At 60.4% G+C, this 24664-nt stretch carries 28 protein-coding genes and 2 pseudogenes; 8 read left to right on the forward strand and 22 right to left on the reverse strand.

Going from position 1 to position 24664, the window contains the following annotated elements:
* Positions 1-292 precede the first annotated feature (292 nt).
* From mnhG to ABIG06_RS02180, 7 genes are all read right to left on the reverse strand, one after another.
* On the reverse strand, positions 293-640 hold the full coding sequence (gene mnhG / locus ABIG06_RS02150) for a monovalent cation/H(+) antiporter subunit G (protein WP_370133801.1): 348 nt from the start codon (positions 638-640) through the stop codon (positions 293-295).
* Positions 637-918 carry a K+/H+ antiporter subunit F gene (locus ABIG06_RS02155; RefSeq protein ID WP_370133803.1) on the reverse strand — a complete coding sequence of 94 codons (282 nt, stop codon included), beginning with the start codon at positions 916-918 and terminating at the stop codon, positions 637-639. The genes mnhG and ABIG06_RS02155 overlap by 4 nt, the downstream gene beginning before the upstream one ends.
* The gene (locus ABIG06_RS02160) at positions 915-1403 is read right to left on the reverse strand and encodes a Na+/H+ antiporter subunit E (RefSeq protein ID WP_370133806.1); all 489 of its coding nucleotides are present in this window, start codon (positions 1401-1403) and stop codon (positions 915-917) included. The genes ABIG06_RS02155 and ABIG06_RS02160 overlap by 4 nt, the downstream gene beginning before the upstream one ends.
* On the reverse strand, positions 1400-3016 hold the full coding sequence (locus ABIG06_RS02165; protein WP_370133809.1) for a monovalent cation/H+ antiporter subunit D: 1617 nt from the start codon (positions 3014-3016) through the stop codon (positions 1400-1402). Before ABIG06_RS02165 ends, ABIG06_RS02160 begins: the two co-directional genes overlap by 4 nt.
* Positions 3013-3354, reverse strand: a complete 342-nt coding sequence (locus ABIG06_RS02170) for a Na+/H+ antiporter subunit C (RefSeq protein ID WP_104463919.1) — start codon at positions 3352-3354, stop codon at positions 3013-3015. Before ABIG06_RS02170 ends, ABIG06_RS02165 begins: the two co-directional genes overlap by 4 nt.
* The gene (locus tag ABIG06_RS02175) at positions 3354-6272 is read right to left on the reverse strand and encodes a monovalent cation/H+ antiporter subunit A (protein WP_370133811.1); all 2919 of its coding nucleotides are present in this window, start codon (positions 6270-6272) and stop codon (positions 3354-3356) included. The genes ABIG06_RS02170 and ABIG06_RS02175 overlap by 1 nt, the downstream gene beginning before the upstream one ends.
* Positions 6273-6419: 147 nt before the next feature.
* A protein-coding gene (locus ABIG06_RS02180) for an IS3 family transposase (protein WP_370133813.1) occupies positions 6420-7621 on the reverse strand; the annotation gives its coding sequence in 2 pieces (ribosomal slippage) (positions 6420-7372 and positions 7372-7621; 1203 coding nt in all).
* Between the two features lie 455 nt (positions 7622-8076).
* On the opposite strand from ABIG06_RS02180, the gene tal reads away from it, so the two are divergent.
* The gene (gene tal, locus ABIG06_RS02185; protein WP_370133814.1) at positions 8077-9162 is read left to right on the forward strand and encodes a transaldolase; all 1086 of its coding nucleotides are present in this window, start codon (positions 8077-8079) and stop codon (positions 9160-9162) included.
* A 46-nt stretch (positions 9163-9208) separates the two neighbouring features.
* Here the strand turns inward: tal and ABIG06_RS02190 are convergent.
* The 13 genes and pseudogenes from ABIG06_RS02190 to ABIG06_RS02250 form a co-directional block, all read right to left on the reverse strand.
* A protein-coding gene (locus tag ABIG06_RS02190; protein ID WP_370133817.1) for an IS630 family transposase occupies positions 9209-10170 on the reverse strand; the annotation gives its coding sequence in 2 pieces (ribosomal slippage) (positions 9209-9834 and positions 9834-10170; 963 coding nt in all).
* A 445-nt stretch (positions 10171-10615) separates the two neighbouring features.
* Complete coding sequence (locus ABIG06_RS02195) at positions 10616-11119, reverse strand: NYN domain-containing protein (RefSeq protein ID WP_370133820.1); 504 nt, start codon at positions 11117-11119, stop codon at positions 10616-10618.
* 63 nt (positions 11120-11182) lie between these two features.
* The gene (ctaD, locus tag ABIG06_RS02200) at positions 11183-12802 is read right to left on the reverse strand and encodes a cytochrome c oxidase subunit I (RefSeq protein WP_370133823.1); all 1620 of its coding nucleotides are present in this window, start codon (positions 12800-12802) and stop codon (positions 11183-11185) included.
* A gap of 80 nt (positions 12803-12882) precedes the next feature.
* Complete coding sequence (locus ABIG06_RS02205; RefSeq protein WP_370133825.1) at positions 12883-13095, reverse strand: hypothetical protein; 213 nt, start codon at positions 13093-13095, stop codon at positions 12883-12885.
* Positions 13096-13461 carry a hypothetical protein gene (locus ABIG06_RS02210; protein ID WP_370133828.1) on the reverse strand — a complete coding sequence of 122 codons (366 nt, stop codon included), beginning with the start codon at positions 13459-13461 and terminating at the stop codon, positions 13096-13098. It lies immediately after the preceding gene.
* Complete coding sequence (locus ABIG06_RS02215; protein ID WP_370133831.1) at positions 13442-14176, reverse strand: ABC transporter ATP-binding protein; 735 nt, start codon at positions 14174-14176, stop codon at positions 13442-13444. Before ABIG06_RS02215 ends, ABIG06_RS02210 begins: the two co-directional genes overlap by 20 nt.
* Positions 14173-14905 (reverse strand): annotated as a pseudogene (locus tag ABIG06_RS02220) (ABC transporter ATP-binding protein). The gene ABIG06_RS02215 and the pseudogene ABIG06_RS02220 overlap by 4 nt, the downstream one beginning before the upstream one ends.
* Positions 14902-15831 (reverse strand): branched-chain amino acid ABC transporter permease, encoded by a 930-nt coding sequence (locus tag ABIG06_RS02225; protein WP_370140764.1) that lies wholly within the window; start codon positions 15829-15831, stop codon positions 14902-14904. Before ABIG06_RS02225 ends, ABIG06_RS02220 begins: the two are co-directional and overlap by 4 nt.
* 14 nt (positions 15832-15845) lie before the next feature.
* Positions 15846-16698 (reverse strand): annotated as a pseudogene (locus tag ABIG06_RS02230) (branched-chain amino acid ABC transporter permease).
* 39 nt (positions 16699-16737) lie between these two features.
* Positions 16738-16905: a hypothetical protein gene (locus ABIG06_RS02235; RefSeq protein WP_370133834.1), complete on the reverse strand. Its 168-nt coding sequence runs from the start codon at positions 16903-16905 to the stop codon at positions 16738-16740.
* A complete protein-coding gene (locus tag ABIG06_RS02240; protein ID WP_370140765.1) occupies positions 16865-17539 on the reverse strand; it encodes an ABC transporter substrate-binding protein in 675 nt (224 codons plus the stop codon). Before ABIG06_RS02240 ends, ABIG06_RS02235 begins: the two co-directional genes overlap by 41 nt.
* Positions 17458-17955, reverse strand: coding sequence for an ABC transporter substrate-binding protein (locus ABIG06_RS02245; protein ID WP_370133837.1), 498 nt, complete (start codon positions 17953-17955; stop codon positions 17458-17460). The genes ABIG06_RS02240 and ABIG06_RS02245 overlap by 82 nt, the downstream gene beginning before the upstream one ends.
* A complete protein-coding gene (locus ABIG06_RS02250; protein WP_370133840.1) occupies positions 17952-18434 on the reverse strand; it encodes a universal stress protein in 483 nt (160 codons plus the stop codon). Before ABIG06_RS02250 ends, ABIG06_RS02245 begins: the two co-directional genes overlap by 4 nt.
* A 586-nt stretch (positions 18435-19020) precedes the next feature.
* Between ABIG06_RS02250 and ABIG06_RS02255 the strand changes: the two genes are divergently transcribed.
* On the forward strand, positions 19021-19704 hold the full coding sequence (locus ABIG06_RS02255) for a hypothetical protein (RefSeq protein WP_370133843.1): 684 nt from the start codon (positions 19021-19023) through the stop codon (positions 19702-19704).
* Between the two features lie 225 nt (positions 19705-19929).
* Here the strand turns inward: ABIG06_RS02255 and ABIG06_RS02260 are convergent, their stop codons facing one another.
* Complete coding sequence (locus tag ABIG06_RS02260; RefSeq protein ID WP_129145120.1) at positions 19930-20400, reverse strand: GreA/GreB family elongation factor; 471 nt, start codon at positions 20398-20400, stop codon at positions 19930-19932.
* Between the two features lie 240 nt (positions 20401-20640).
* Between ABIG06_RS02260 and ABIG06_RS02265 the strand changes: the two genes are divergently transcribed.
* From ABIG06_RS02265 to ABIG06_RS02290, 6 genes are all read left to right on the forward strand, one after another.
* Positions 20641-20883 (forward strand): PAS domain S-box protein, encoded by a 243-nt coding sequence (locus tag ABIG06_RS02265; protein ID WP_370133846.1) that lies wholly within the window; start codon positions 20641-20643, stop codon positions 20881-20883.
* The gene (locus ABIG06_RS02270; RefSeq protein WP_370133848.1) at positions 20880-21038 is read left to right on the forward strand and encodes a PAS domain S-box protein; all 159 of its coding nucleotides are present in this window, start codon (positions 20880-20882) and stop codon (positions 21036-21038) included. The genes ABIG06_RS02265 and ABIG06_RS02270 overlap by 4 nt, the downstream gene beginning before the upstream one ends.
* Positions 21039-21286: 248 nt before the next feature.
* Complete coding sequence (locus ABIG06_RS02275; RefSeq protein WP_370133851.1) at positions 21287-21799, forward strand: hypothetical protein; 513 nt, start codon at positions 21287-21289, stop codon at positions 21797-21799.
* A gap of 61 nt (positions 21800-21860) precedes the next feature.
* Positions 21861-22118 (forward strand): hypothetical protein, encoded by a 258-nt coding sequence (locus ABIG06_RS02280; RefSeq protein WP_370133852.1) that lies wholly within the window; start codon positions 21861-21863, stop codon positions 22116-22118.
* Between the two features lie 16 nt (positions 22119-22134).
* A complete protein-coding gene (locus tag ABIG06_RS02285; protein WP_370133854.1) occupies positions 22135-22614 on the forward strand; it encodes a hypothetical protein in 480 nt (159 codons plus the stop codon).
* A gap of 47 nt (positions 22615-22661) precedes the next feature.
* The gene (locus tag ABIG06_RS02290) at positions 22662-23048 is read left to right on the forward strand and encodes a DUF488 domain-containing protein (RefSeq protein WP_370133856.1); all 387 of its coding nucleotides are present in this window, start codon (positions 22662-22664) and stop codon (positions 23046-23048) included.
* A gap of 1030 nt (positions 23049-24078) precedes the next feature.
* Here ABIG06_RS02290 and ABIG06_RS02295 read toward each other — a convergent pair.
* Complete coding sequence (locus tag ABIG06_RS02295) at positions 24079-24522, reverse strand: universal stress protein (RefSeq protein WP_370133859.1); 444 nt, start codon at positions 24520-24522, stop codon at positions 24079-24081.
* Positions 24523-24664 lie beyond the last annotated feature (142 nt).

Consider the following 24664-nt stretch of genomic DNA (forward strand, 5'->3'; position numbering starts at 1 on the left):
AGAATCGCCCGGGTCACATGCCGATTTGCAGCCGGTTCTCCTGAATGCCTGGTCGCACTTTGGTCATCACGTCCTCTATTTGGAATGCCGCAGAGCTTCGAGCGACATCCCCAAGATCAGTCCGCCGGCAAGGGCCGACGATCGGCCGGCTGAAGTCGCGGCGAACGCGCACGCAGTTCAGCATCATGCCTACAATGGACGTAGGCATGCGCCGCGGGGAATCAATTGCGGCATTTAGCCGGCCTTGCCCTGGGGAGCGCCACCTTGGAACCGGCGCGTGAGCAGCTCCCGCCTACCTATCCTGTGGGTCACCCAGCTGTGCCCGTTCGGCGGTGTCACGAAAGCGGGCTGCGCCGACGAGAATGGTCAGCGCCATCGGAGTGGTGACGGCGCCGAGCACAACAATCAGGATCTCGTGCAGCACCTGCCTGCTCTCCAGGACCGAAAAGTACACCATCGAAGCGGCCGCGATGAAGACGGTGCCGAGCGTCGTTCCGAGCGTCGGCGCATGGACCCGCTCGTAGAACGAGCCGAGCCGCAAAAGGCCAAGCGAGCCGATCAGCGTGAAGGCAGCGCCGGTCAAAAGGAAGACCGCTGCGAGGACTGCAGCCCAAGGCGGCAAGTGCTCGATGCCGTTCATTCGATCACCTCCCCGCGAAGGAGGAACTTGGCGAGCGCCACTGTCCCGACGAATCCGAACAGGGCCATGGCCAGCGCAGCCTCGAAATAGAGCCCCTCGCCGGTCCGAATCCCAACCGTCAGAAGCAACAACATCGCGTTGACGGACAACGTGTCGAAACCGAGAACGCGATCTTGAGCTCGCGGCCCGAGAAAGATGCGCAAAGCGCCGCAGCCCATGGCCAGTGCCAGCAGCACCTGCGCGGCCAGGAGCGAGTAGGTCAGCATGAGCTGGCTCATTCGAATATCTCCAGCAGATGACGTTCGTAACGGTCCTTGACGGTGCGGATCCACTCCTCTTCATCGACGAGATCGAGAACGTGGATGGTCAGCACCCCTCTTTGGGCGTCGAAATTCACCCACAACGTCCCCGGGGTCGACGTAATGATGCAGGCAAGCGAGGCCAGCCCGTAGGAGTCGCGCACGTCGAGCGGAATCTCCACAAAACCCGATTTGCGCTGTCGGCGCCCCAAACCAAGAACGATCCGGCCCACCGCCAGGTTCGAGCGGACGATGTCGACGGTGACCAGTGCTACCAGCCGCGGAATGACGCCCGGTCGCCTGATCCGCACGGGTGGTAATTCCAGCGCGTTCAACATCTGCCCGCCGACCAGCGCGACCACGCTGCCGAGCAGGATGTGCCCGAAGGTGACCGCTTGATTGAGCAGCAGCCACAGCGCGAGCAGGCAGAAGCTGACAATGGGAAAGGGCAGCAAGCGAGTCATTTGCCCTCCGCTTGTCGCCTGCTGGAGCCGGTGTCTAGGACGTCGCTGACGTAACCCGCCGGCGCGTGGAGCGATTGCGCGGTGGCCTGCATAAAGCGGATCACGGGGCCGGCCAGAACCGTCTGCGCAGCACAGATTAACAGCAGGAACATGATCGGCGCCATCTCGATCACGCGCACGCGCGGCACCATGCGATCGGGCGAGGCCCAGAAGATGCGGATGCCTGCGCGTGCCATCGCGATCAAGGTCGCCAAACCCGAGAGGATCAGAACCGCGAGCAGAGCCCATCCACTGCGGGGAATGGCACCGCCCGGCTGATCGGCCGGATGGAGCGCCGCCGCGAGCAGCGCGAATTTGGCGATAAATCCGGACAATGGCGGCAGGCCGGCGATGACCAGCGCACACCCGATGAAAGCGATGCCGAGCCATCCCATAGTCGCCACGATGGCGATGCCCACGTCCGGTTCGGCTTCGTCTGTCTCGACCTCCTCGCCATAAGCTTCGCGCGTGACGGCGATCATGTCCGCTCCAGGTTCCCGGCCGCGCTCGATGAGCTCGACGAGGAGGAAGAAGGCGCCGATGCCGAGCGTCGAGCTGACCAGGTAGAAGAGCGCTCCACTGGTGACGCCGACCTGTCCCATCCCCGTGGCGGCGAGCACCGTTCCAGAGGATATGAGCACCGAGGAGCCGCCGAGTCGAGCGGTGTCTTGCGAGGCCAGTGTGCCGATGGCTCCGAACAGGATCGTCGCCAAGCCGGCCAACAACAAGAACTCCCTGCCGAAGCCGGCCGATGCGCCGGCGTCCTCGCCGAAAAGCAAGAGCGACAGGCGCAGCACGATATAGACGCCGACCTTCGTCATAATCGCGAAGATCGACGCCACAGGCGGACTTGAGGCGGCGTAGGCGGTGGGCAGCCAGAAGTTCAAGGGCCACATTCCCGCCTTGAGCAGGAAGGCAACCGCAAGCACCCCGGCACCTGCTTCGAGCAAGCCGCGGCTCTCGGCGGCGACTGCCGGCACGCGTGCCGCAAGATCCGCCATGTTGAGCGTTCCGGTTACGCCGTAGATCAAGCTGACCCCGATTAGAAACAACAGCGAGGCGGCGAGGTTGACGACGATGTAATGCAGCCCTGCCTTGACCCGTGCAAGGCCGGATCCGTGGAGCAGAAGGCCGTATGACGCCGCGAGCAACAACTCGAAGAACACGAAGAGATTGAAGAGATCGCCCGTGAGGAGGGCGCCGTTGAGGCCCATCAGCAGGAATTGAAACAGCGAATGGAAATGCGCGCCTGCCCGGTGCCAGCGTGCAAGGGAGTACACAACTGAGGCCAGCGCGAGGATATTGGTCAGAACTAGCATTAGTGCCGACAGCCGATCGAGAACGAGGACAATTCCGAACGGCGCAGGCCAACTGCCCAGACGATAGATCTCCCTTGTGCCGGTATCGGAAATTCTAAGCAGGATCATAGCAATGCAAACGAGAGCAACGGTTGCCCAGACGTTGAGGCCGGCCACGATCCACCGGTGCCTCTCACCGTTGAGCAGCAGCATGCCGGCACCTGCCAGCAGGGGCAGAAGGATCGGGGCAATGACCAGACCAGAGGCGCCGCTCACGCTTCCGGCTCCTGGCCGTCGACATGATCGGTCCGGGCGAGGCCGCGTGATGCCAGCAGCACGACAAGGAACAGCGCGGTGGTCGCGAAACTAATGACGATTGCAGTCAGTACCAGCGCCTGCGGAAGCGGATCGGCATACCGCGCAGGATCTCCGGCCTCCTTTGCAATGAGCACCGGAGCCCCCGTCCGCACTCGCCCCATGGCCACGATGAACAGGTTTACCGAGTAGGAAAGCAACGACAGCCCGATGATAACCTGAAAGGTGCGCGGCCTGAGGATCAGCCAAACGCCGGACGCGGCAAGCGTTCCGATACCGATTGCCAGCACGAACTCCATCAGACCAGTTCCTCCCTCGATGGCTCACTGGCCAAGCCTCGGCCGCTCTGAGGCGGAACTGTGTAGCGACGTAGCGATTGATGCGCGATCGCGATGAGCATCAGCACCGTGGCACCGATCACGAGCGAGAACACGCCGACGTCGAAAAGGAATGCGCTCGCCGTGGGGACGCGACCGACCAGCGGCAGCTCGGCATACGCAAAGTACGAGGTCAGGAACGGATATCCGAAAACGCAGGCGGCGGCCCCCGTGCACCCGGCGAGCAGAAGCCCGACCCCCATCCAGCGTACCGGCATAACGTGCAGACGAGCTTCCACCCATGTCGTGCCACGAGCCATGTACTGCAGGATGAACGCGGCCGCCATGGCGACGCCGGCCACGAAGCCTCCACCCGGAAGATCGTGCCCGCGCAACAGCAGAAAGACCGCCACGACACCGATCACGGGAAACATCAGTCTCATCATCAGCGCCGCCGTCTCCGTCGTATCTTTGGCGGTGTCACCCTTCTGTCGGTCGGGATGCGCCTCGTCGTGGCTGTCCTGGGCGTGCTGCTGTTCGGGAATGGGGATGCTCTCCGGCGCCGGACGGAAGCGGCGCAACAGCGCGTAGACGGTGAGCGCAACGACGGCGAGAACTGTGATCTCACCCATTGTGTCGAATCCGCGGAAGTCCACCAGGATGACATTGACCACGTTGGTTCCGCCGCCCTTGGCATAGGCGTTTTCGACGAAGTAGCGCGAAATGCTGTTCGTATCGGGATGCTGCAGGGCTGCAAACGCGAGCGTCCCCAGCCCGACACCGACGGAGAGCGCGATCGCGAAGTCACGTACGCGGTGCCATCGAATCCTGCCGGCTGGCGCCTCCGCCCCGGCCGGGGCGATACGTTTCGGCAACCATCGCAAGCCGAGCAGCAGGAGCACTGTCGTGACCGTCTCGACGACGATCTGCGTCAGGGCCACGTCGGGAGCCGATAGCCATACGAAGCTGACGCAGGTCACGAGACCGGCAGACCCGAGCAGTATCAGCGCGACGACACGATGAAATTTGGCCTGGATCGCGGCGCCGACCGCGCAGGCGGCTCCGACCGTCCAAAGCAAAGCGAACGCAAGATCAAATGTAGACCGCAGGGGATCCGCCATCGGGACGCCGCGCGAATAGAGCGGCAGCAAGGCGGCGAGGAACGCCGTGCCGGCCAGGATTCTCAATTGTGGCTGGAGATGTCTCGTCCCGAGCTTGCTCTCAAGCCAGCGTGCAAGACGCCAGGATAACGTCACCATCATCCAGTCGAAGATCCGCTTGCCGCTGAATCGGCCGAGCAGGGGCGGCCCCTCGTTGACGAGAAAGGAGCGCAGCATCACATAGACGCCGACACCACCGACCATCGCCAGGATGCTCATCAGCAATTCGGGCGTGAAGCCGTGCCAAATCCTCAGACTGTACTCCGGCATGTTGGAACCGAGCACGGCGCCAGCGGCGGTATCGAGGACAGGTGCAACGGTCAACGCCGGAGCGATGCCGACCACGACGCATGCAAGCACGAGAAGCTCGGCTGGAAGCCGCATCAGGAGGGGCGGCTCGTGAGGCGTGCGCGGAAGGCCGACGGGGGCGGGACCGAAGAACACGTCGCGAATGAACCGGAGAGAATAGGCAACGGTGAAAGTGCTTGCCGCAGTGACGATGTAGGGAAGCGCTTGATCGACGAATGAATTGTCATGGACTTCGATTGTCTCGGCGAAGAACATCTCTTTCGAGAGGAAGCCATTCAGCAGCGGCACGCCGGCCATCGATCCGGCCGCAACCATGGCCAGCATCGCGGTGATCGGCATGAACGCGTAGAGACCGCTCAAGCGCCGAATGTCGCGCGTGCCGCTTTCGTGGTCGATGATGCCCGCAGCCATGAACAGCGACGCCTTGAAGGTGGCATGGTTCATGATGTGAAAGATCGCTGCGATCTGCCCGAACGGAGTATCCAACCCGGTCAAGAGCGTGATCAAGCCGAGATGGCTGATGGTCGAGTAGGCCAGCAGGCCCTTTAGATCCTGCTGGAATACCGCGAGAAACGCGCCCAGCAGAAAGGTGATCAGACCGGCCGATCCTACCAACCACAGCCATTCATTCGATCCGCCGAGGGCGGGCCAGAGCCTGACCAAAAGAAACACACCGGCCTTCACCATCGTTGCCGAGTGCAGATAGGCAGATACGGGAGTCGGCGCCGCCATCGCGTGCGGCAGCCAAAAATGGAAGGGAAATTGGGCGCTCTTGGTCAAGGCGCCCAGCAGGATCAACACGAGCGCGGGGACATAGAGCGGATGCGAACGGATCGCCTCTCCTGACGCCAACACCTTGTCCAGGTCATAGCTACCAACGATGTGGCCGATCAGCAAGACGCCAGCGAAGAGGCAAAGTCCTCCGGTCGAGGTGACCACCAGCGCCATGCGTGCCCCCTCCCTCGCAGCCGCATTTTGGTGCCAGTAGCTGATCAGCAGAAACGAAAACAGGCTGGTCAGCTCCCAGAAAAACACGAGCTGGAGCAGGTTACCCGAGAGCACGATCCCCAGCATTGCCCCCATGAAGGCCAGCAGCAGGGAAAAGAACCGGGGCACGGGGTCGCTCGGCGACATGTAATAGCGGGCATACAGCACCACCAGAAAGCCGATCCCGGAGACCAGCATGGCGAAGGCCCACGCGAAGCCGTCGAGTCTCAGTGCAAAGGCGAGCCCAAGTTCGGAAATCCACTCCGTGCGCCAGCCGATAACGCCGCCATTCGTCACGCTCGGATAGGCCGCAGCCATGAGACAAAATGTTGCAAGTGCGACGCCGCCGGCGAGCCATGCCTCGGCATTGCGTGCATCGACCCGCAGGAGTGCCGCAATGAAGCATCCGGCGAACGGAAGGACGAGAACGGCAAGGAGGAGCATCGCGTTCGTTGGCCCAGCTGCAAAGGTGGAGGGTACGGTTCGCTAACCCTCATTGCTTAGCTGAGGCGGAGAGATATCTCCACTGCCAGATTGGTGCCGTAGTGCGGATCCGACCTGGAAGCCGCTATTCTGCCTGGAACCACCCACCTAGCACTCACTCACAATTGAGCTGCTGCCGGTTTGATGGACACCGGGATAAGCTAATCCCACCTTGCGCTCGAACTCAACCGGGCTGAGATAGCCGATGGTCGAGTGCCTGCGGATCGTGTTGTAAAATCGTTCGATGTAGTCGAACACATCGGCTCGTGCCTCGTCTCTGGTCCTGTAGGTTTTGCCTTCCGTCCGTTCGGTCTTGAGCGACGAGAAGAAGCTCTCCATCGCCGCGTTGTCCCAGACATTACCGGAACGGCTCATGCTGCAGACGATGCCGTGGTCGGCCATCAAACGCTGGAACTGCTCGCTGGTGTACTGACTGCCCTGGTCGGAGTGGTGCAACAGTGCTTCCGGCTTGCCGCGTCGCCAGACGGCCATCAGCAGGGCATCGGTCACCAACTGAGCTGTCATGGCGGCGCTCATCGACCAACCCACCACCCGGCGTGAGAACAGGTCGATCACTGCTGCGACGTAGAGCCAGCCCTCGGCCGTCCAGAGATACGTAAAGTCGGCGATCCACTTCTGGTTCGGCCGCTCGGCAATGAACTGCCGGTCAAGGAGGTTCGCCGGCACGGTCTCGAGCTGTCGATCGCCACTGTCCTTCGGCAAGCGCCGGCGTCGCGGCCGCGCCCGCAAGCCTTGCAGGCGCATCAGTCGTTCGATTTGGTGGAGGCCACAGTCCGCCCCATCGGCAAGCAGATCACGCCACACCCGGCGCGCACCATAGGTGCGGTCGCTCGCCATGAAGCTTGCCTTCACCTTGCCGCCGAGCTCTTCGTCGCTGCGGGATCTGGCGCTGGGCGAGCGATTCAGCCAGGCATGGAATCCCGACCGCGACACCCCCAGCGCATCGCATAGCCATGCCACCGGCCAGATCGCCCGGTGCTTCGCGATGAAGACGAACTTCATATCGCTTCCTTCGCGAAGAAGGCTGCGGCCTTTTTTAGGATATCCCGCTCGGCCTTTAACTTGGCGACCTCACGGCGCAACCGCTCGATCTCCTGCTGCTCCGGCTTCATCTGCCCGTGGCCGGGAAAGGCCTGCACCGGATCGGAGCCGAACTCTTTCACCCATTTGCGCAGAACGTTCTCATGGACATCCAGGTCGCGCCCGGCCTGCGCCACCGACACCCCACGCTCCCTAACCAGCTTGACCGCCTCGATCTTGAACTCGCGACTGAACTTCCGTCTCTTCATCGCCCACCTCCGGCTTCATGAAACACCTAATCCCGGTGTCCATCAAACCGGCAGCAGCTCATCTTTCGCAGTGGCGCGCGAAGCTCGAGTCGACATCTCACTGGCATCACCACTAGAAACCTTAATGGATTAAGCCCGCTTGCCGCGCGCATCAGGTCGCCTTGGACGCTAAAGTTCCTCCGCCGCCTTCCGAAGCACGAAGTTTGTTCTTAACTCTCAGGAAATTTCGTTTGTCTGAAGTAAGCGTCAGGCTCACGATAGAGCGTCAGACAATTTGTCGCTTGTCAAATGCGCACAAGAGACAAAACCAACGGCGTGACGTAAGCGCGGCCTTTGGAGATCTGAGGTGCACCGGGGTGAACAACGGCGTAATCCAGTCCCGTCGTCGGACGACCGGAGCGCATCCATCGCCTGGCGCCGTCTATGCCCGTCGCATTCAACACGGAGGTAGCGCGATGAATCCGACAAGAACGCTTCACGATTTCGGTCAAAGCTTGTGGCTCGACAACATCAATCGCGATTTGCTCAACGATGGCGCTTTGCAACGTTACATCGACGAACTATCCGTGACGGGACTGACCTCGAACCCCGCAATCTTCAATCATGCGATCAACAGCAGCACAACCTATGACGCCGACATTTCCCGGCAGGCGTTGCCGACGAAATCGGCTGAGGATACTTTTTTTGATCTGGCCTTGGCAGATTTGACCCGCGCCGCCGAGTTGTTTCAACCTGTTTTCGCCCGGACAAACGGGATCGACGGCTGGGTGTCGCTAGAAGTCTCGCCCGCCTTAGCTCATGACAGCGACAAGACCGTCGAGGCGGCGCTCGAGCTTCACCGGCGTGGCGGCAAGTCCAACCTGTTCATTAAGATTCCCGGCACTGCGGAAGGGCTGCCTGCTATCGAGGCGGCTATCTTTGCCGGCGTTCCCATCAACGTCACGCTGCTTTTTTCACGCGAGCAATACGTCGCGGCTGCCGAGTCCTACCTGCGCGGCGTCGAGCGGCGCATCGCGGCTGGGCTGAATCCGGCAGTCGCCTCGGTCGCCTCGCTCTTCGTCAGCCGCTGGGATGTCGCAGTCGCCGACAAGGTTCCGGGCGCGCTGACAACCCGGCTCGGCATAGCTGTCGCTCAGCGGACCTACAAGGCTTATCGAGAGTTGCTGGCCTCCCCCCGCTTCCTGCGCGCCGCCAACGCCGGCGCACTACCTCAGCGCCTGCTATGGGCCAGCACCGGCACCAAAGATCCGCACGCCTCCGATATCCTCTACATCAAAGCACTCGCGGCACCTTTCACTATCAATACGATACCGGACGCCACCCTCAAGGCCTTTGAAGACCACGGCGAGGTCGACACGACGCTCGATCCTGACGGAGGAGACTGCGAGAGGGTTCTCGCCGAATTCTTGAGGGTCGGTATCGATATCGACGTACTCGCTGCCAAGCTGCAGAACGACGGCGCCCAGTCTTTCGTCAAGTCTTGGAAAGATTTGATGGCCTGTATCAACTCCAAGGGGAACGCGATCCGCAAAGCGAGCTGACGTAGACGGTTATAACGTACCGTACACCAGGCATTGTGCGGAAGCATTAGAGCGTTAGCCGATCAGGTTGCAAATAGCCGGCGGCGGCGAAGTAGTTTTTGGATTCAGTGGGCGTGTAGGTGTCGACGATGCGCCCGATCGCGTCCCAAAGGCCGCCGACGGTACGTTCGGCGGCCTTTCGCAAGTGCGCCTTGAGCTTGGCGAAGGCGTTCTCGATGGGATTGAGGTCGGGGCTGTACGGCGGGAGATAGAGGAGCGTGGCGCCGGCCGCCTCGATCATCTCGCGTATGCGTGGCCCTTTGTGGCTGGACAGATTGTCCATGATGACGATGGCGTGCTCGGGCAGCTCGGGGACGAGCACTTTTTCGACATAGGTCTCAAAGGCGTCGCGGTTGATGGGACCGTCGAGCACCCAGGGAGCGATGATGCCGTGCGTGGTGAGAGCAGCTACGCAGGTTGTCGTTTTCCAATGGCCGTGCGGAATGGCGGCGCGCAGGCGTTCGCCGCGCCGGCAGCGGCCATGTGTCCGCGCCATGTTGGTCGATGCCCAGGTCTCGTCAATGAAGACGAGGCGATCCCGGTCGAGCTTGTCCTGACGCTCGCGCCAAGCCTCGCGCCCCTTCAAGACATCCGGACGGTCCTGCTCTGCGGCATGGGCAGTCTTTTTTTGCGCGTGATCTTGTGACGCGCGAAGAAGCGGCGGATCGTGCCATAGCCGAAGGATAGGCCTTGTTTGCTCAAGCTATGCCGCAATTCCTCGATGGTGATATCGGGTGAAGCCTCCAGCAGAGCCATGATCGTCGCCTGATGGGCATCAATGCGGTGAGACTTGCGATCGCCCCCTTGAGCCCTCGGCAGGGCATCGCCTTGCTTGCGCTCACGCGTTCGCCAGCGGCTTACGCTCGCCGGGCTCACGCCAAATCGCGCAGCAGCCTGCCGGCCTGAAACGCCGCCTTCAATACAGCCGAGAACACGTTCACGAAGATCCATCGACAGCGGTTTCGCCATGCCCGCCGGCCTCCAGTCCCCGGCAGACAGTTTGAATCATTAAACCGCTGATTTGGGAATCCCAAACGATTCAGTCAGGTAGGCTACCGCTCTAGCGCCCTGTCATCCACCAGACCGGCCCGCTTACCCAGCGCTTGCTTTACCTCATTCACGGCTCGATGCGCGGGAGCTTCGGCATTCTGGTCCTTGCCGGCCCTTGGCATCCCGGAGCGGCCGCTTGGCCGTCAAGGGCGCTTGACGCACGTCAAGAGCTCGTCATCTTCGATATCCGGATTGGCCATCCTTCATAGGTGACTGCGCACGACGAGATAGCGTCCATCGGGCTTCACCTTTACGCCGTTTCCGCCGCGCTGCGGGTCGCCAGCAGGGCATTTCAAAGTCCAGAAGATGATTTGGATACTGCACCGACTTTGCGCTGCAAACTCTCTCAATTCTACCAGCGCGTCTATGTCTCGATTGAATTTCGTAAGGTCGCCAATTCGAGGAACTCGTCTGCCTGCCGTCTCAGCTCTTCGGATACCATCGCCGGTGCGGTCTGTACACTTGACACGACCGTGGCTCTGACTCCCAAACGCTGAACCGCCTCGACGAGGGCACGAAAATCGCCGTCCCCAGAGAAAAGGAACAGTTCATCCAGTTGCGGAGCGATCTCAAGCGCGTCAATGGGAAGGTCTATACCAATGCTGCGTCTCGACCTCCTACCCTCATCCTCATGGCGCTTGATCAACTTCGTACGGACGGTGAACCGATTGACCTCGAGCCAGTCAGTGAGACGCTGAACGCCGCCGGCCGCGCTCTCTCTTATCGCCAAGTAGAAGTAAGAACGGACTATGACCCCCGATTTCTCGAATTCCAGCAATAATCTTTTGTAATCGATCTCGAAGCCAAGGTTTCTCGCCGTCCGATCCAAATTGGCTCCATCGATGAAGAGCGCTCTTCGTCCTGTCATGCCTCTTGCTTCCGCGGCGATCTGAGTCGCCTGCTTCTTTCGCGACAACGTGCGCAGTGGTTCCTAATGATCTCCCGAAATCCGAGGCAATACTTGGAATTGGTGGAACGGCGGCGGAGACGAAAGCGTCCACTCCAGCGTGGTCGCGCCGGGTCCCCACGGGTTACCCGCTGCCGTTTCCTTCCGGACGAAGGCATGCACCATGGTCACGAAGAACGTGATCAAACCGGCGGCGGAGAGATAGGACCCAATTGACGCAATCTGATTGAAGCCGCCGAATGCATCCGGATAATCTGCAATTCGGCGTGGCATTCCCGACAATCCGAGAAAATGCATCGGAAAAAACGCAATGTTGACGCCGACAAACGTCAGCCAGAAGTGCAATTTGCCGAGGGCTTCCGAGAACATGTATCCGGTCATTTTCGGAAACCAATAATACCAGCCTGCAAAAATTGCGAACACGGCACCAAGCGACAAGACGTAATGGAAATGCGCAACGACGTAATAGGTGTCCTGCAGCGATCGATCGATGCCTGGGTTGGCGAGCACAACGCCGGTAACTCCGCCGACGGTGAACACGAAGATGAATCCGACAGCCCACAGCATCGGCGTCCTAAAGGATATGGAGCCGCCCCACATCGTGGCGATCCAGGAAAAGATCTTGATGCCCGTCGGCACAGCGATAACCATGCTGGCCAAGGCGAAATACGCCTGCGCGCTGCTGGACATGCCGACGGTGTACATATGATGGGCCCAGACGAGGAACCCGATGACCCCGATTGCGAGCAGCGCATAGACCATGCCCAGATAGCCGAAGATCGGCTTGCGGCTGAACGTGGCGACGACATGGCTCACCATGCCGAAACCCGGCAGGATCATGATGTAGACCTCGGGATGACCGAAGAACCAGAACAGATGCTGGTACAGGATCGGGTCTCCGCCGCCTTCAGGCGCGAAGAACGTCGTTCCGAAATTGCGGTCGGTGAGAAGCATGGTAATGGCGCCGGCCAGTACAGGCAGAGACAGCAGCAGCAGGAAAGCCGTGACGAGGACCGACCAGACGAACAGCGGCATCTTATGCATCGTCATGCCGGGCGCTCGCATATTGAAGATCGTCGTGATGAAGTTGATCGAGCCGAGAATCGACGACGCACCCGCGAGATGCATCGACAAGATCACGAAATCGACTGCCGGTCCCGGATGACCAGCGGTCGACAACGGGGCGTAGAGCGTCCACCCGGTGCCGGCACCATCCGATCCAGGCGCGCCTTCGACGAACATCGAAATGATGAGCAGAGCAAACGACGCCGGCAGCAGCCAGAATGAAATGTTGTTCATGCGCGGAAATGCCATGTCGGGCGCGCCGATCATGAGCGGCACCATCCAGTTGCCGAATCCGCCCATCATCGCAGGCATCAGCGTGAAGAAAATCATGATCAGGCCGTGGCCCGTTACGAATACGTTGTAGACGTGCGGGTCCGTGAAGACCTGCAGGCCGGTATGCTGCAACTCCATCCGAATCAAAACTGAGAAGGTTCCGCCGATAAGGCCTGCACATATGGCGAGCACGAAGTACATCGTGCCGATATCTTTGTGGTTAGTCGAATAGAGATATCGACGCCAGCCGCCCCGATGTGCCCGCCCCGCATCGTGCGCCTCGCCAACTGTCGACATGGTTGTCATCGTCAATTCCGATCAAGCATTCGAATGCTAGACCTGCTTGCCTCGCGACCTTCAAAGAAGGCGCTTGCATCTTTCTTCCATCAGAGCACCCGGGCGGCAATCGATTTTAATTGCAGCTTCAATGCATGATTCTTGATCTTTGAAACTTCACGTCCCTCTTCCGCGCCGACGTCGGAGACGTTGCGGACCACGACTTGAGCCAAAGGAGCGGGACAAACCTCTTCGCCGGCGGCGGAACGGCATGTCGGCTTCAGACCGGGCGAGCATTTGCGCCCGCCGGTCGCGTCACTCACTTAAGATCGCCAGGAAGGTCTCGAGTATCTGGGAACCACCACCGGACACATCTCGCGGACCTTCCGAAATTCGCGTGCGACCTCTTCGTAGCCGACTGCGTCGAGGAAGTCGCAGATCACCGTTTCGGCGCTACCGTGCACGTTGCAGCCGTCGTTGCTCCGTTGCAGCGATTTCAGTTTAGCGATCGTGTCATGCTTGATGACAGTGTGCTCGAATTGTGGGTTGGGCAAAACCGGCATTTCAACGTACTCCCCTTTCCGGCACGGCACGAAACTGTCTTTCCACCGCGCCTTCACATCGAAATCGACGTTCCTCGATACGGTCGTTCCGTCGCAGGTCGAGGTCTCAAAGCCCGAGATAAGCACGTCGGACTTCTGGATCGTCGATGAGCTGCTTGGCGGACCCGCTGCGAGCGATATGTCCGCTTTCCATGACGTAACCTCGGTCGGCAACCGACAGAGCCAGATTGACGTCCTGTTGGACCAACAGAACTGTCACGCCCTCGCTACGGATCGCCACCAGCGCATCGATCAACTGCTCCACGACTACGGGTGCCAATCCCAAGCTCATCTCGTCGATCATCAAGAGAATCGGAGCGGCCATCAGTCCGCGGGCCATGGCGCACATCTGCTGTTCGCCTCCCGACAAGCTGCCAGCCAGCTGACGCCGGCGCTCCGCGAGCCGCGGAAATAGAGAGTACATCCTGTCCAGGTCCCGGCGTATTGCAGACTTGTCCGCGCGTATGAACGCGCCCATCAACAGATTGTCCCGTACGCTCATGCGGTCGAAGAGCTGGCGGCCTTCAGGAACCTGCACGAGACCGGCTCTAAAGGCACCGTCGGACGTCATCGGCAGGAGATCCCAGGAATTCAAGGACAAGCTGCCATGGCAGGGCAGCACGCGCGACAGCGCGCGCAGCAGAGTGGTTTTGCCCGCTCCGTTGCTGCCGACCAGCGCCACGACCTCGGCCGGGTAAATCTTCAAGGTTATGTCCTGCAAGACCGGCATTCCGCTGTAGCCCGCACTTACTCCGCGCACGTCGAGCAGCGGGACCGCTTTGGCTGCCGAATCCAATTTCATGCCCGCCTCTTGCCGAGATAGGCCTCGACAACCGTTTGGTTCGACAGGACGCGGCCTGGATCGCCCTCGGCGATCTTCACGCCATGATTCAGCACCAGCAGCCGATCCGACAGACTTCTGATGGCCTTGATGACGTGCTCGATGACAAGGACGCTGATCCCCTCATTGCGAACTTTGCGGATCACTCCGATCACGTCTTCGATCTCGACCTGATTGAGGCCAGCCATGACCTCATCGAAGAAGAACCTTCGGCTTCATTGCCAACGCCTTTGCCAGCTCGAGCCGCTTGCGGCCTGGCCCTCCTAGTTCGTCGGCGCGCTGATCGATATTTCTGGCCAGTCCGACGAACTCCAGCTGAGCGCGGGCCTGCTCACGGGCTTTCGCCATCTGGACCTGTCCGCCTCCCCGTCCGAACAGTGCCCCTACGGCGACGTTGTCCAGGACCGATAGGCCGGGAAATGGACGCATGATCTGGAAGGTGCGGCCTATGCCCAGTCTCGCACGGCGATATGCTGGCAAGTGGACAATGGACCTTCCTTCGAAGAGGATGTCGCCGGAGCTCGGAGCCAGCGTTCCGCTTATGAGGCTGACCAGCGTGGATTTGCCTGCACCGTTTGGACCGATCAGGCCGAGGATCTCGCCACGCAGCAGCATGAAGCTGACGTCGTCGACGGCGACTAGGCCCTCAAAGCGCCGGGTGACGTGATTGATCTCGAGCATCGCCGTCATAGCTGGTGGCTCCGAATATTTTCGCCGAAGTAACGCCAGCCCGTGCCGCGAAAGCGCCGCAGCACGTCGGCCAGGCCACGCGGCATCAAGACGACCGCGACGACGACGACAACGCCGAAGAACAGGCCCGCGAAACTAGTGATCTCGCTCGACAGAAGCTCTGAGACGGCCGAGAGCGAAAGCACCCCGACGACGGGGCCGAAAACCGTCCCGGGCCCGCCAAATACTGCCATGATGATCATCTTGACGTTCAGGCCTATATCGAATGCGCTTTCCGGGTCGATGAACGTAACCCAGTAGGCGTGAATGCCGCCCGCCAGCGCGCTGAATACGCCCGAGATGGCGAAAGCTACGGTTTTGTAAAGGGTCGTATTGACACCCATCACCGCCGCGCCTTCTTCGTTTTCGCGGATCGCGATCAGTCCAAAGCCGAAGCGGCTACGTGTCAGCCAGTAGACGGTTAGCGTCGCGAGCACGAGCAGGAGCAGCGACAACTCGTAAAAAAGCGGGTCGTTGTTGAGGGGCGGCAAGACGAGTCCGACGTTCCGCCCAGCCAATTTCACGTTGGAGACGATCGCGGCCATGACCTGGGCGAGCGCCAACGTCGCCATCGCGAAGTAGTGCCCCCTCAACCGCAGCACCGGCATCCCGATGAGCACGGCAAACACGACCGCAAGCGCAGCGCCGAACAAGAGGCCGACCCAGAAAGGCAATTGCCACTGCGCCATCGCGATGGCCACGCCGTAGCTGCCGAGCCCGTAGAAAACCGAATTGCCGAACGAGGCATAGCCCGCATAGCCCCCAATGACGTTCCAGCTCTGCGCCAGAACGGCCAGAAGAAGGGCATTGATGCCGAACTGGATGAGCACGTCCGAACCGAACCACGGCACCGCAGCCAGGACGGCAAGCGCGGCCAGAAGTAGCATGGTGCGTGCCGTCTTCATGCCGCCTTCCCCAATAGACCGTTGGGACGCACGATTAGCACCAACACCAGCACGCCGAAGCTTGCCACGTCGGAGAAGGTCGAGCGCGGTCAGGGACTCCAGGACTCCCAGGAACAAGCCGCCGACGATCACGCCGAGCGGATTGTCCAGTCCGCCGATAATCGAGATGACAAAGCATTTTGCCGTCAGCGCCGCGCCAATATACGGGTTGATTTGTGACACCGTTCCGTAGAGGCCTCCGGCGGCGCCAGCCAGCGCAACCCCGATTCCAAACGTCATGGCGTAGAGGTGCCGGGGATCGACGCCGTAGAGCCGGGCCGCAACCAGATTTTGCGCGGTGGCGCGGATCGCACGTCCGAGCCGTGTGCGCAGCAAGAAGAGCCACATGCCGACCGTCAACACGATCGCAATGCCGAACGCAAAAAGACGCGACACCGGCAGCACCACCGCTCCGAAGGCGATGCTGTTCCCGGCAGAGGACGGGTTGATGGTGCGAAAGTCGGCTGAGAACGCCAACTGAGCCAGGTAGGTGATCACAACCTCGATCCCGAAGGTCACCAGCAGAGTGCTGAACATCGGGGCCCTGACGATCAGGTTCAAAAGACCTCGCTGCACGCCATATCCCACCGCGAACATCACCACAGCAGTCAGGGGCAGCCCCAGAAATGGGTCGATGCCGGCATAAGTGTACAAGTACCAGGACACATAGCCGCCGAGCATGATGAACGCGCCATGCGCAAGGTTGACGATATTGAGGACGCCCCAGACCAGGGCGCGACCGAGCGCCATCACGGCGTACAGACCGCCCAGGAGCATTCCGTTGATAAGAACTTGCGCGAGCAGGTCCACATCTTCCTCTTCTCGGCCGAAGGCTCGTTCACAGTCTGCCTAGCGCACGTCCCAGGCCGGCATGGGATATTTCGGCCCCGCAATCTTGCCATTGCCACCGTAAATCGCGACCAAGCGGTCGCCCTGGACCTGAATGACCGTCTGGGGCAGATCGATCTGGCCGTTCTCATCGAATGCAATCGAACCATACAGGCTGTCGAACTTCACTTTCGAGAGCGCGTCGCGCACCTTCGCGGGATCCGTCGAGCCTGCCATTTCCGCGGCCTGCACAAGGGCCTTCAACGTCGGCGACACCGGAGGCGGCATGATAATCGGGGTCGTAGCCGAATTTCGCCTTGTAGACGGCCGCGAACTGCGCGGCGTCGCCAAACCAGCGGTCCTTCAGGTCTGTCGAAGGCAGCCAGGCCGTCATACCGAAGGCATAATCCGCATCCTTGCCCAGCGCCTTGCGGAAATCCTCGCTCGGAACGCCCACCGTGAAGGAATACATCTTCGGGGCGACCGCCGGGCTCTTCGCCTGTCGCACGAAATTCAGGATCTCGGTTTCATGACCCGCGACCAGCACCGCATCGATGTTCTTGCTTTTGATCTGCGCCAGAAGCGAACTGAAGTCCGTGGCGTTCGTGCTGTATCGCTCGTCCAAGACCAACGTCAGACCCGCCTTCTTCAATTTTGGCCGAGTCCCCTCCGCGACCGAAACGTCGAAGGCATCGTCCGCGTACAGCAGCGCGACCGATTTGGGAGCGGGATCGAGCCCGCTCAACATCTCGATTGTCGAGCCAAAATAGTTGCTGGCCGGCGCCAGCGTCCCGAAGATGTACTTGAAGCCGCGCGAGACGATCTGGTCTGACGCGCCGCCCCCTGCACCATGGGAATTCTGTATTTTTCGGACACAGCCGAATCCGCCAGCGCGAAATTGCTCGCAAACGGCCCCAGCAGGAAATCGACCTTGTCCTGCGAAACCAACTGTGTGTACTGACGCACACTCAAGTTCACGTCGGACTGGTTGTCGTAGAGCTTGAGCGCGAGCTTGTACGATTCATTGCCGATCTTGACGCCGCCCGCGGCATTAACGCGATCGATCGCGAGTTGGTAAGCGTCGCGATAGTAGCGGCCGGTATTGGCGACGGGTCCCGTCAGCTGCACCGACGCTCCCAAGACGATCTCCTTTGCAAGGACCTCGCCCGAAGGCATCGAGACGGCTGCGGCAAACATCAGAAGAGCCGACAGACGGGAGATTTTGAACACGAAGTTCATGCCTTCCTCCTCGTCTTTGGTTGCTGCATCGGCGTGACGCTGCTCGCCGTCCGCTGGGGCTTTATGGCGATCAGAACGCTGCAGGGCGGCTGGTGCAGGATCGACTCGCCGACCGATCCGTTCAGCCACCGCGCAAGGGCCCCTTGATCGCGATGGCCCACGACAATCAACCTGGCGCCCATTTCCCGGGCACACAGCACTATCTGCTCGGCCGGCCTTCCATACCGGATCTCGCTGGTCGCGATGCATCTGGCGCGTTGAAACCGCTTGACGCCCTCCTCGAGCACTCTCTGCATCACAAACTTCTGATTCTCAGGGATATAAGTCATCGCTTCCCCGATGAGCATGCTTTCGGCAGCATCGACGACCGCCAGAAGATGAACCGTCGCACCGCACCTTGATGCCAATGTCTCGGCCTGCGCCAGCGCCTCGCGGCCATCGGGCGAGCCGTCGAAAGCCAACAAGATTTTCTTATACATGGGGGCTTCCTTTCCGTACTGGTGTGCGCGGCCGGAACACGCCTGGCCGCTAACGCATGCGGCAATCTATGGCGCGAGCGGCAGGCTCCTTCATCGACACGTTCGAGCCGCTACGGCAAAGATGGCCGACACCCATCGAGCCTTCAGGACAGTCTCGACGCCACCGACCGTCGAAGGCCCGGCGAGGCGTTTTGAAAGATCACTTACTGAAGTTCGCGTCATCTCGGCATTCCTCTGTAGCACGCGCTCGGTGCCAACGATCTGCACCATCAAGCCGCCATCAACGTATGTCTGCGATCATGTTTGACAAATGAAATGTATGTACACTTGATATCGGCTTTGTTGCTGTGAGGTCTCGCATGGCAACACCACACAATCCGAGAATGCTCCAAGACGTGACAGTTGGCGAAGCGACAAGAGAGCCGACGCGTCCGTTTGAACAGCCACCTGCATCGAACTTGCATTGAACTTGCATTGAACTTGCATTGAACTTGCAACCAATTTCGTTTGCTTCGTTCAATCACGGGTGAATACAGTCCTCTCAAGGACACAACAAAGCGGCTCAGGTCCGCCCAAGGAGGTTTTGATGTCGCGAGACGTAGTACGTCCGCTTGCCTATCGTCGTGAGCTTCTCACCGTCGGTGCCGCTATCGCCGGTCTTCTGCCTCTCTCCAACAGCGCGTTCGCGACCGGCAGGCGCTCGCGCTCCAACAAGGTACAACCTCGAACTGTCAAGACTTCCGAGACGGCGGCCGCGCTTCGCGATCTTTGGATCGGACACATTTTCTGGGTAAGAGCCGTCTCGCTCGCGACCATCGAAAAGCAGGGAGCGATCGCAAAAACGGCAGAACGTCAGGCCGTTGCCAACGCTAAATCCATCGCCGCGGCCATCGAGCCATTCTACGGCGCAGCGGCCGAGGATGCCTTCTTCAAGCTCCTTGCGGGACACTATGGTGCCGTAAAAGCCTATCTTGCAGCGACGGTTGCAGGCGACGCCATCAGGCAGGGTGCGGCTACTCAGTCTCTGACTTCGAACGCAGAAGAGATTGCGAACTTTCTGAGCAAGGCAAACCCATATCTGCAGAAGGATGCAGTGAACGGCCTGCTCCAGGCCCACGGTAGTCATCACATCCAGCAGATCCAGCAACTGACCGATCACCAATACGACGCCGAGGCTCAAACCTGGGAAGAGATGAAGAACCACATCTATCAGATCGCGGACGCCACCGCCGACGCTCTGGCAAAGCAATTTGCCGAGAAGTTCTCCTGACGGTAGACGCAGCCCGAGCACGGAGAAGCACTGCTCGTCGCCGCGATCCATCCTTCGCAGCACGAGGGGCAATGATATCAGAACTGGCCGAAAAGACCGGCCGAGCCCCGCGAGCTTGGCCGGAACGAAGCGCCGTTCAATCGGATGTGAACCGCGCCCCGCCACGGCACGGACGTCATGCGCGCCCATGCGGCGATGAAATTGTGTTGCACCGGACCCAATCCTTCATGAGCGGGACTGAATCCGCGATACATGCCGATCGCCGCAGGCTGGCGATCTTGCCGAACTCGCTGTCGACCGGAGGACGGTCACGCTGCTCGGCTCGCCGCTTGCCGAACACCAGTCGACCGAGTGGCCTTCCGACAGTCCGATCAAGGCTGCTCCCAGAGGACTCAACACCGAAACCGCGTTCGGTTGTTCCGACGTTTCGTGGGGCATGACGAGGACGACCTGCCTTGTCGTGCCGGTAACATTATCGCGCACGTCCACGTGCGAGTTGACTGCTACGACGTTCTTTGGAAGCTCGTCGTCAGGGACGATTTTCGCCCGAGATATCTCCCGTAGTACGTTCGATGCGGACGACGCCATACGGCTATTCGTCAGCGCGGAAATGGCGATTGCGTATAGCCTGTCTCGGTCTGCTTCTGAAAGCATGACTGGAGGAAGTGCGATCGGATGCTCGTGGGGCGCATTCATGGCGGACTCCTGGCGGGTCGAACCTCGCTATTTTCGTTCCCCGCTCGCTCTCCGCAAGCGAAAAACATTGCGCGTCATGATCAAGAAAATTGATGTATCCTTCTGCGGCTCTTACGCTTGAGCGTCCTTTCCGATGTGTTCGACGGTTCAAGCGCTGGCAACGTGAACTTCGGCGCCCCGCGAGAGTTGACGACGGAACGCCCCACCCGGGGCAGAGGATATCGTTCACTAGAGGGCTCCATGGAAAACGACCTCTTGCCTGAGAGAATTCTCGATCAAATTGCCGACGCCGTCATCTACGCAGACCGATCGGGTGAGATCGCGCGATGGAATCGCGCTTCGGTGGCCATGTTCGGCTGCTCCTCGGAAGAGGCGCTCGGCCAACGTCTCGATCTGATCGTTCCAGAGCATCTGCGCGCTCCGCATTGGCGGGGGTTCGGCGCAGCTATGTCAACCGGCGTAATGAAGGTCGTCCGACTTTGACGCGAGCCCTGCATAAGAGCGGACGCAAGCTCTACGTCGGGCTGACCTTTGCCCTCGTGAAGGGTGTCGACGGCGACGTGCTTGGCTCGGTCGCCATGGCCCGCGACGTCACCGAACGCATCGAGCGAGAGCGTTCTGCAACACGCGCGGCCTGACTTCGGCCGTCATAGCCGCTCGCATCTTCGCTGCGCGGGCGCAAGGTCAGGAAAGCGCGACAGGGGCGTGGCGCGAGCGCACCGTCGCGCTCCCACAAGCCAACAACATTCTTGATGCAAACTTGCAATACTTTTCGCTTGTAGAACTTGACCGAATAGCCGGTACTGGTGCGCGGCAGCCCAAGACATCGATGGCCCAATGAGCCAAGGACTGCAGATCCTTCTCGTTCTCGCAGGGAAACGACATCATGCGGAAAGCCCGGTTACCCCAACAAACGAACGCGGACGTCACAATCCGGCAGTTTGCGCCCCCTCCTTTCAAGGCGAATGCGCTCGGCTCCACCTACTTTGGCTATTGCTCCAAAGAGGAGATACTGAGCTTTCTCAAGCAGCTGCTTGACGGCGAACACATCGGCCTGACCGCATACGCAGCGATCGGTCGTGCGGCCTGCACCCATCTTGCAGACCTGGCTTTAGAGGCCGAAATGGGCCAGGGAGCGATTTGCATCCTGCTCAGAAAGGAGATTGCCGCGAGAGGCGGGACCGGCATGCTTCGCGCAAAGGCGACGGACGCCATTCCCAACATCGATGGCAGCCTCCGAAGCCGGATAAGGTTCGCAAGCCGCAATCAGGCCATGCTGGCCGACATGATCGAGGATGCCGTCGTGGACATCTTCGATTCCAAACTAAATGCGAAGCTCATCTACTTGCTGCTTCTACACCGCAAACAAGTCGAGCAGCTTGAAGCAACTGCCGCATAGCCGGCGGGACGCGCGGGTCTTTCGTGTCGTGCGACACGTGCAAGAACGAAGGGAGATTATCGTGACCGCCAGAGAGTCTTTTGCACAGCGGGAGAAGAGAGAGATAGACCGCCAACTGGATCGGGAGCTCGAGGACACGTTTCCGGCAAGCGATGCCCCCAAGATTACCCGCTTCTGCGCGACATCGCATGCCACCACGGACGATACAAGGCCAAGCGCCCGTGTGCCCAAGCAGCCACCGGGCACCGCGCAATCTTGTGATGTTCAATCAGAATCTGCCGATGGCGCGCAGGACGCCGCAACGCCGATGAAGCAATGAGGTCATGGAGGGTATCATGGCCGGACTATGCGGTCTCGACTCTCGATACGACGCATTCCTGTTTGCCTCGATATACGAGCCGGACCAGAACTACTTGAGCGTCTTGTCACTACTCGCGCGCCAGGACGTCGACCCCTGGCAGGAGGCGGCCCGCCTCAGCAGCCTTTCAAAGGCTCAGGCAATACAGAGCCTTGCCGCGACGATTTCCCAGTCGAAGAGCGGGCAATGGTCGCCATCGGAGGCAGTCGTGCTGACTGGTCGCTTGATCGATCTATTGCCATCGAATTGCCCTGCCTATGCCGCCGCGCCATGGGGAGAGGGCGGAATCGGCGGGGTGATGTTGTGGGCGGCCGTCGGGCTGTTCATCTCGATCGCCATTTCGGGAAACCACGCGAGAAACTCGACCAGGGATTTGGCCCACCCGGTCAACGTCGCGGACAAGGCTACGCAGGCCGGTACGGTGATGCGATCGTCGTGGAGAATCGGAACAGATTAGATCGTCGCTGGGATCGAGCGGACCGGTCGACGTAAGAAGAGGCAGCGATGGGAAGCAAGATTGTGGCGGAGAACATCAAGTTGAAGCGCGCATACGATGATGCCGAGTCCGATGACGGCACGCGAATTCTGGTCGACCGCCTTTGGCCCCGCGGTGTCCGGAAAGTCGACGCGGCGATCGACCTGTGGGCCAAGGATGTCGCGCCTAGCGCCGGGTTGCGGAAGTGGTTCGGGCATGATCCAGCTCGTTGGCCCGAGTTCCGCCGCCGCTACTCGGAAGAGATGCGCCAACACCGCGAGCGGCTTGACGAGTTGCGCGCCCTTGCTCAACGGGGGCCCATCACGCTCGTTTTCGCAGCGCGCGATCCCGCTCACAACGATGCCGTCGTTCTTAGGGACTTCTTGCTCGGCCGGGGCACCTCCGGCGCGTCTTAGGCTCGCACTCCAACGATAGCCGAAAGCGGTGCGAGACTTGACTATCTCCTGATCAGCGAGGCTTACTCGCGCTCCCGACGAAGCGAAGCCAAGTTCGCGCGGCGGATAACACTCACTCGCAACCCACACCCGCCTGTATCGCTGCGCTCTTTAAGTTTCCGACAATCGAACCGTTATGACTTCCCCGTCCTCATGGCCCGGACGCCTGGTGGCTCAACGTAGCGGGTCGCCGCCAGCGCGGTGCCTGCTCCGAGTGGGCGTCCCTGGCGCTCCGACCTTCGCGCGCCAACGTTTCCGCATGGTTTACCATGTCGGCCGGACCGTTCCGGCCTACCTGCTTCCCCTCGCTGGAGCAGGGCGCGTGATTTTCGGCGGATCGCTCGCGGGGAATGTTTCTTCCAGCTGCCTGTGCAACTCCTCGTCCAGTTCCCGCCTCTCGCGCTGTTCTCGGGTCTCGATTTCTCTTGTCACGTCTAATCTCTCCTATCTCGGCGAACATTCGAAGTCCGCTGACATGTTCTCTGCAGCGGGGCTGAATGCGCGGCTTGGCGAATGGATGTGCTGCGGCTACCTCTCGCAAGGTCATCCTCAATGACGGGGACGATGGTGCTTTGTCGGCTTGTGCGAGCGCCCACCTGCTGCAATGCACGATTCGAGCTGGTGGAACCGTCTGTCGAAACAGCGCTACTCGTTCCAACATCTTCGGGGCTGTAACCGCTGCGGGCTTTGGACATACCGGGCGCGCGCGCGCGATGAGGCGCACGCCCGGTTTACGAACGGATTTGTCGATACCCCGCACTGCGAGGAGAATGATTGGAAATTCGATCAAACATCATTGCTTTCATGTATGCTCTCAAGACACGATCTCAAGGCAGCTGCGGACTTTTGCCGCACGGTCACACTGCTGTGAGCTCGATTCAGGCGAGCAGCCTCCGTCGGCATCAGATCAGGAGAGCTTGGTGATGCACCGGAGTTCGATAAAGCGAACTTTTGACGCTGAAATCGGTAGCCACTCTGAGCCTCAAGAGAGCTAGGCTGCTTGCGCGCGCTCTGACTTCGCCACTATCAGCACGCTACATGGCAGTGGAGACAAGGTCGACCCATCTGCCAGGCAATTGAAGTAGCGAGCGAGCGCTCCGTGATCTCGGCGACCGACGATAATCAGATCCGCGCCTATCTCAACGGCGGCGAGCATTATCTGCTCCGCCGGCTTCCCATAGTCCAACTTGCCTGTTGCCGCGCATCCGGTGCCGGTGAGCTGCCTCACAGCCTCGTCGAGCACTGCCTGCGTCTCAACTCCCTGATTTACGAACGATGATGTCCCTGCCTCGACAGTGAGCACTCGCTCGGGCGATTCAACGATCGCAACGAGATGAACTCTCGAACCACACGCGGCTGCCACATTCTGAGCATGAACGAGTGCGTCGCGGCCATTTGTTGATCCATCAAAAGCCAGGAGAATCCTTCTGTACATCAGAGTCCTTGGTTTGACATACGTCAAAGCTCGGAACGTCGACGGCCCCGCAATGGTTCCTCGAGGGCATGGTCGGTCGGCATTTTTCCCGCTCCTGGCGCGCGGATCACGCTGAGGTCAGCCTGCACGTCGATCAACATTT

It is taken from the genome of Bradyrhizobium sp. USDA 326, from assembly GCF_049739485.1.
Taxonomy (GTDB): Bacteria; Pseudomonadota; Alphaproteobacteria; order Rhizobiales; family Xanthobacteraceae; genus Bradyrhizobium.

Bases quoted from the DNA above. Each gene is read 5' to 3' on its own strand.
- mnhG (WP_370133801.1), bottom strand. From the start codon at position 640: ATGAACGGCATCGAGCACTTGCCGCCTTGGGCTGCAGTCCTCGCAGCG.
- ABIG06_RS02155 (WP_370133803.1), bottom strand. From the start codon at position 918: ATGAGCCAGCTCATGCTGACCTACTCGCTCCTGGCCGCGCAGGTGCTG.
- ABIG06_RS02160 (WP_370133806.1), bottom strand. From the start codon at position 1,403: ATGACTCGCTTGCTGCCCTTTCCCATTGTCAGCTTCTGCCTGCTCGCG.
- ABIG06_RS02170 (WP_104463919.1), bottom strand. From the start codon at position 3,354: ATGGAGTTCGTGCTGGCAATCGGTATCGGAACGCTTGCCGCGTCCGGC.
- ABIG06_RS02175 (WP_370133811.1), bottom strand. From the start codon at position 6,272: ATGCTCCTCCTTGCCGTTCTCGTCCTTCCGTTCGCCGGATGCTTCATT.
- tal (WP_370133814.1), top strand. From the start codon at position 8,077: ATGAATCCGACAAGAACGCTTCACGATTTCGGTCAAAGCTTGTGGCTC.
- ABIG06_RS02195 (WP_370133820.1), bottom strand. From the start codon at position 11,119: ATGACAGGACGAAGAGCGCTCTTCATCGATGGAGCCAATTTGGATCGG.
- ctaD (WP_370133823.1), bottom strand. From the start codon at position 12,802: ATGACAACCATGTCGACAGTTGGCGAGGCGCACGATGCGGGGCGGGCA.
- ABIG06_RS02215 (WP_370133831.1), bottom strand. From the start codon at position 14,176: ATGAAATTGGATTCGGCAGCCAAAGCGGTCCCGCTGCTCGACGTGCGC.
- ABIG06_RS02225 (WP_370140764.1), bottom strand. From the start codon at position 15,831: ATGCTACTTCTGGCCGCGCTTGCCGTCCTGGCTGCGGTGCCGTGGTTC.
- ABIG06_RS02245 (WP_370133837.1), bottom strand. From the start codon at position 17,955: ATGAACTTCGTGTTCAAAATCTCCCGTCTGTCGGCTCTTCTGATGTTT.
- ABIG06_RS02250 (WP_370133840.1), bottom strand. From the start codon at position 18,434: ATGTATAAGAAAATCTTGTTGGCTTTCGACGGCTCGCCCGATGGCCGC.
- ABIG06_RS02255 (WP_370133843.1), top strand. From the start codon at position 19,021: ATGTCGCGAGACGTAGTACGTCCGCTTGCCTATCGTCGTGAGCTTCTC.
- ABIG06_RS02260 (WP_129145120.1), bottom strand. From the start codon at position 20,400: ATGAATGCGCCCCACGAGCATCCGATCGCACTTCCTCCAGTCATGCTT.
- ABIG06_RS02265 (WP_370133846.1), top strand. From the start codon at position 20,641: ATGGAAAACGACCTCTTGCCTGAGAGAATTCTCGATCAAATTGCCGAC.
- ABIG06_RS02275 (WP_370133851.1), top strand. From the start codon at position 21,287: ATGCGGAAAGCCCGGTTACCCCAACAAACGAACGCGGACGTCACAATC.
- ABIG06_RS02285 (WP_370133854.1), top strand. From the start codon at position 22,135: ATGGCCGGACTATGCGGTCTCGACTCTCGATACGACGCATTCCTGTTT.
- ABIG06_RS02290 (WP_370133856.1), top strand. From the start codon at position 22,662: ATGGGAAGCAAGATTGTGGCGGAGAACATCAAGTTGAAGCGCGCATAC.
- ABIG06_RS02295 (WP_370133859.1), bottom strand. From the start codon at position 24,522: ATGTACAGAAGGATTCTCCTGGCTTTTGATGGATCAACAAATGGCCGC.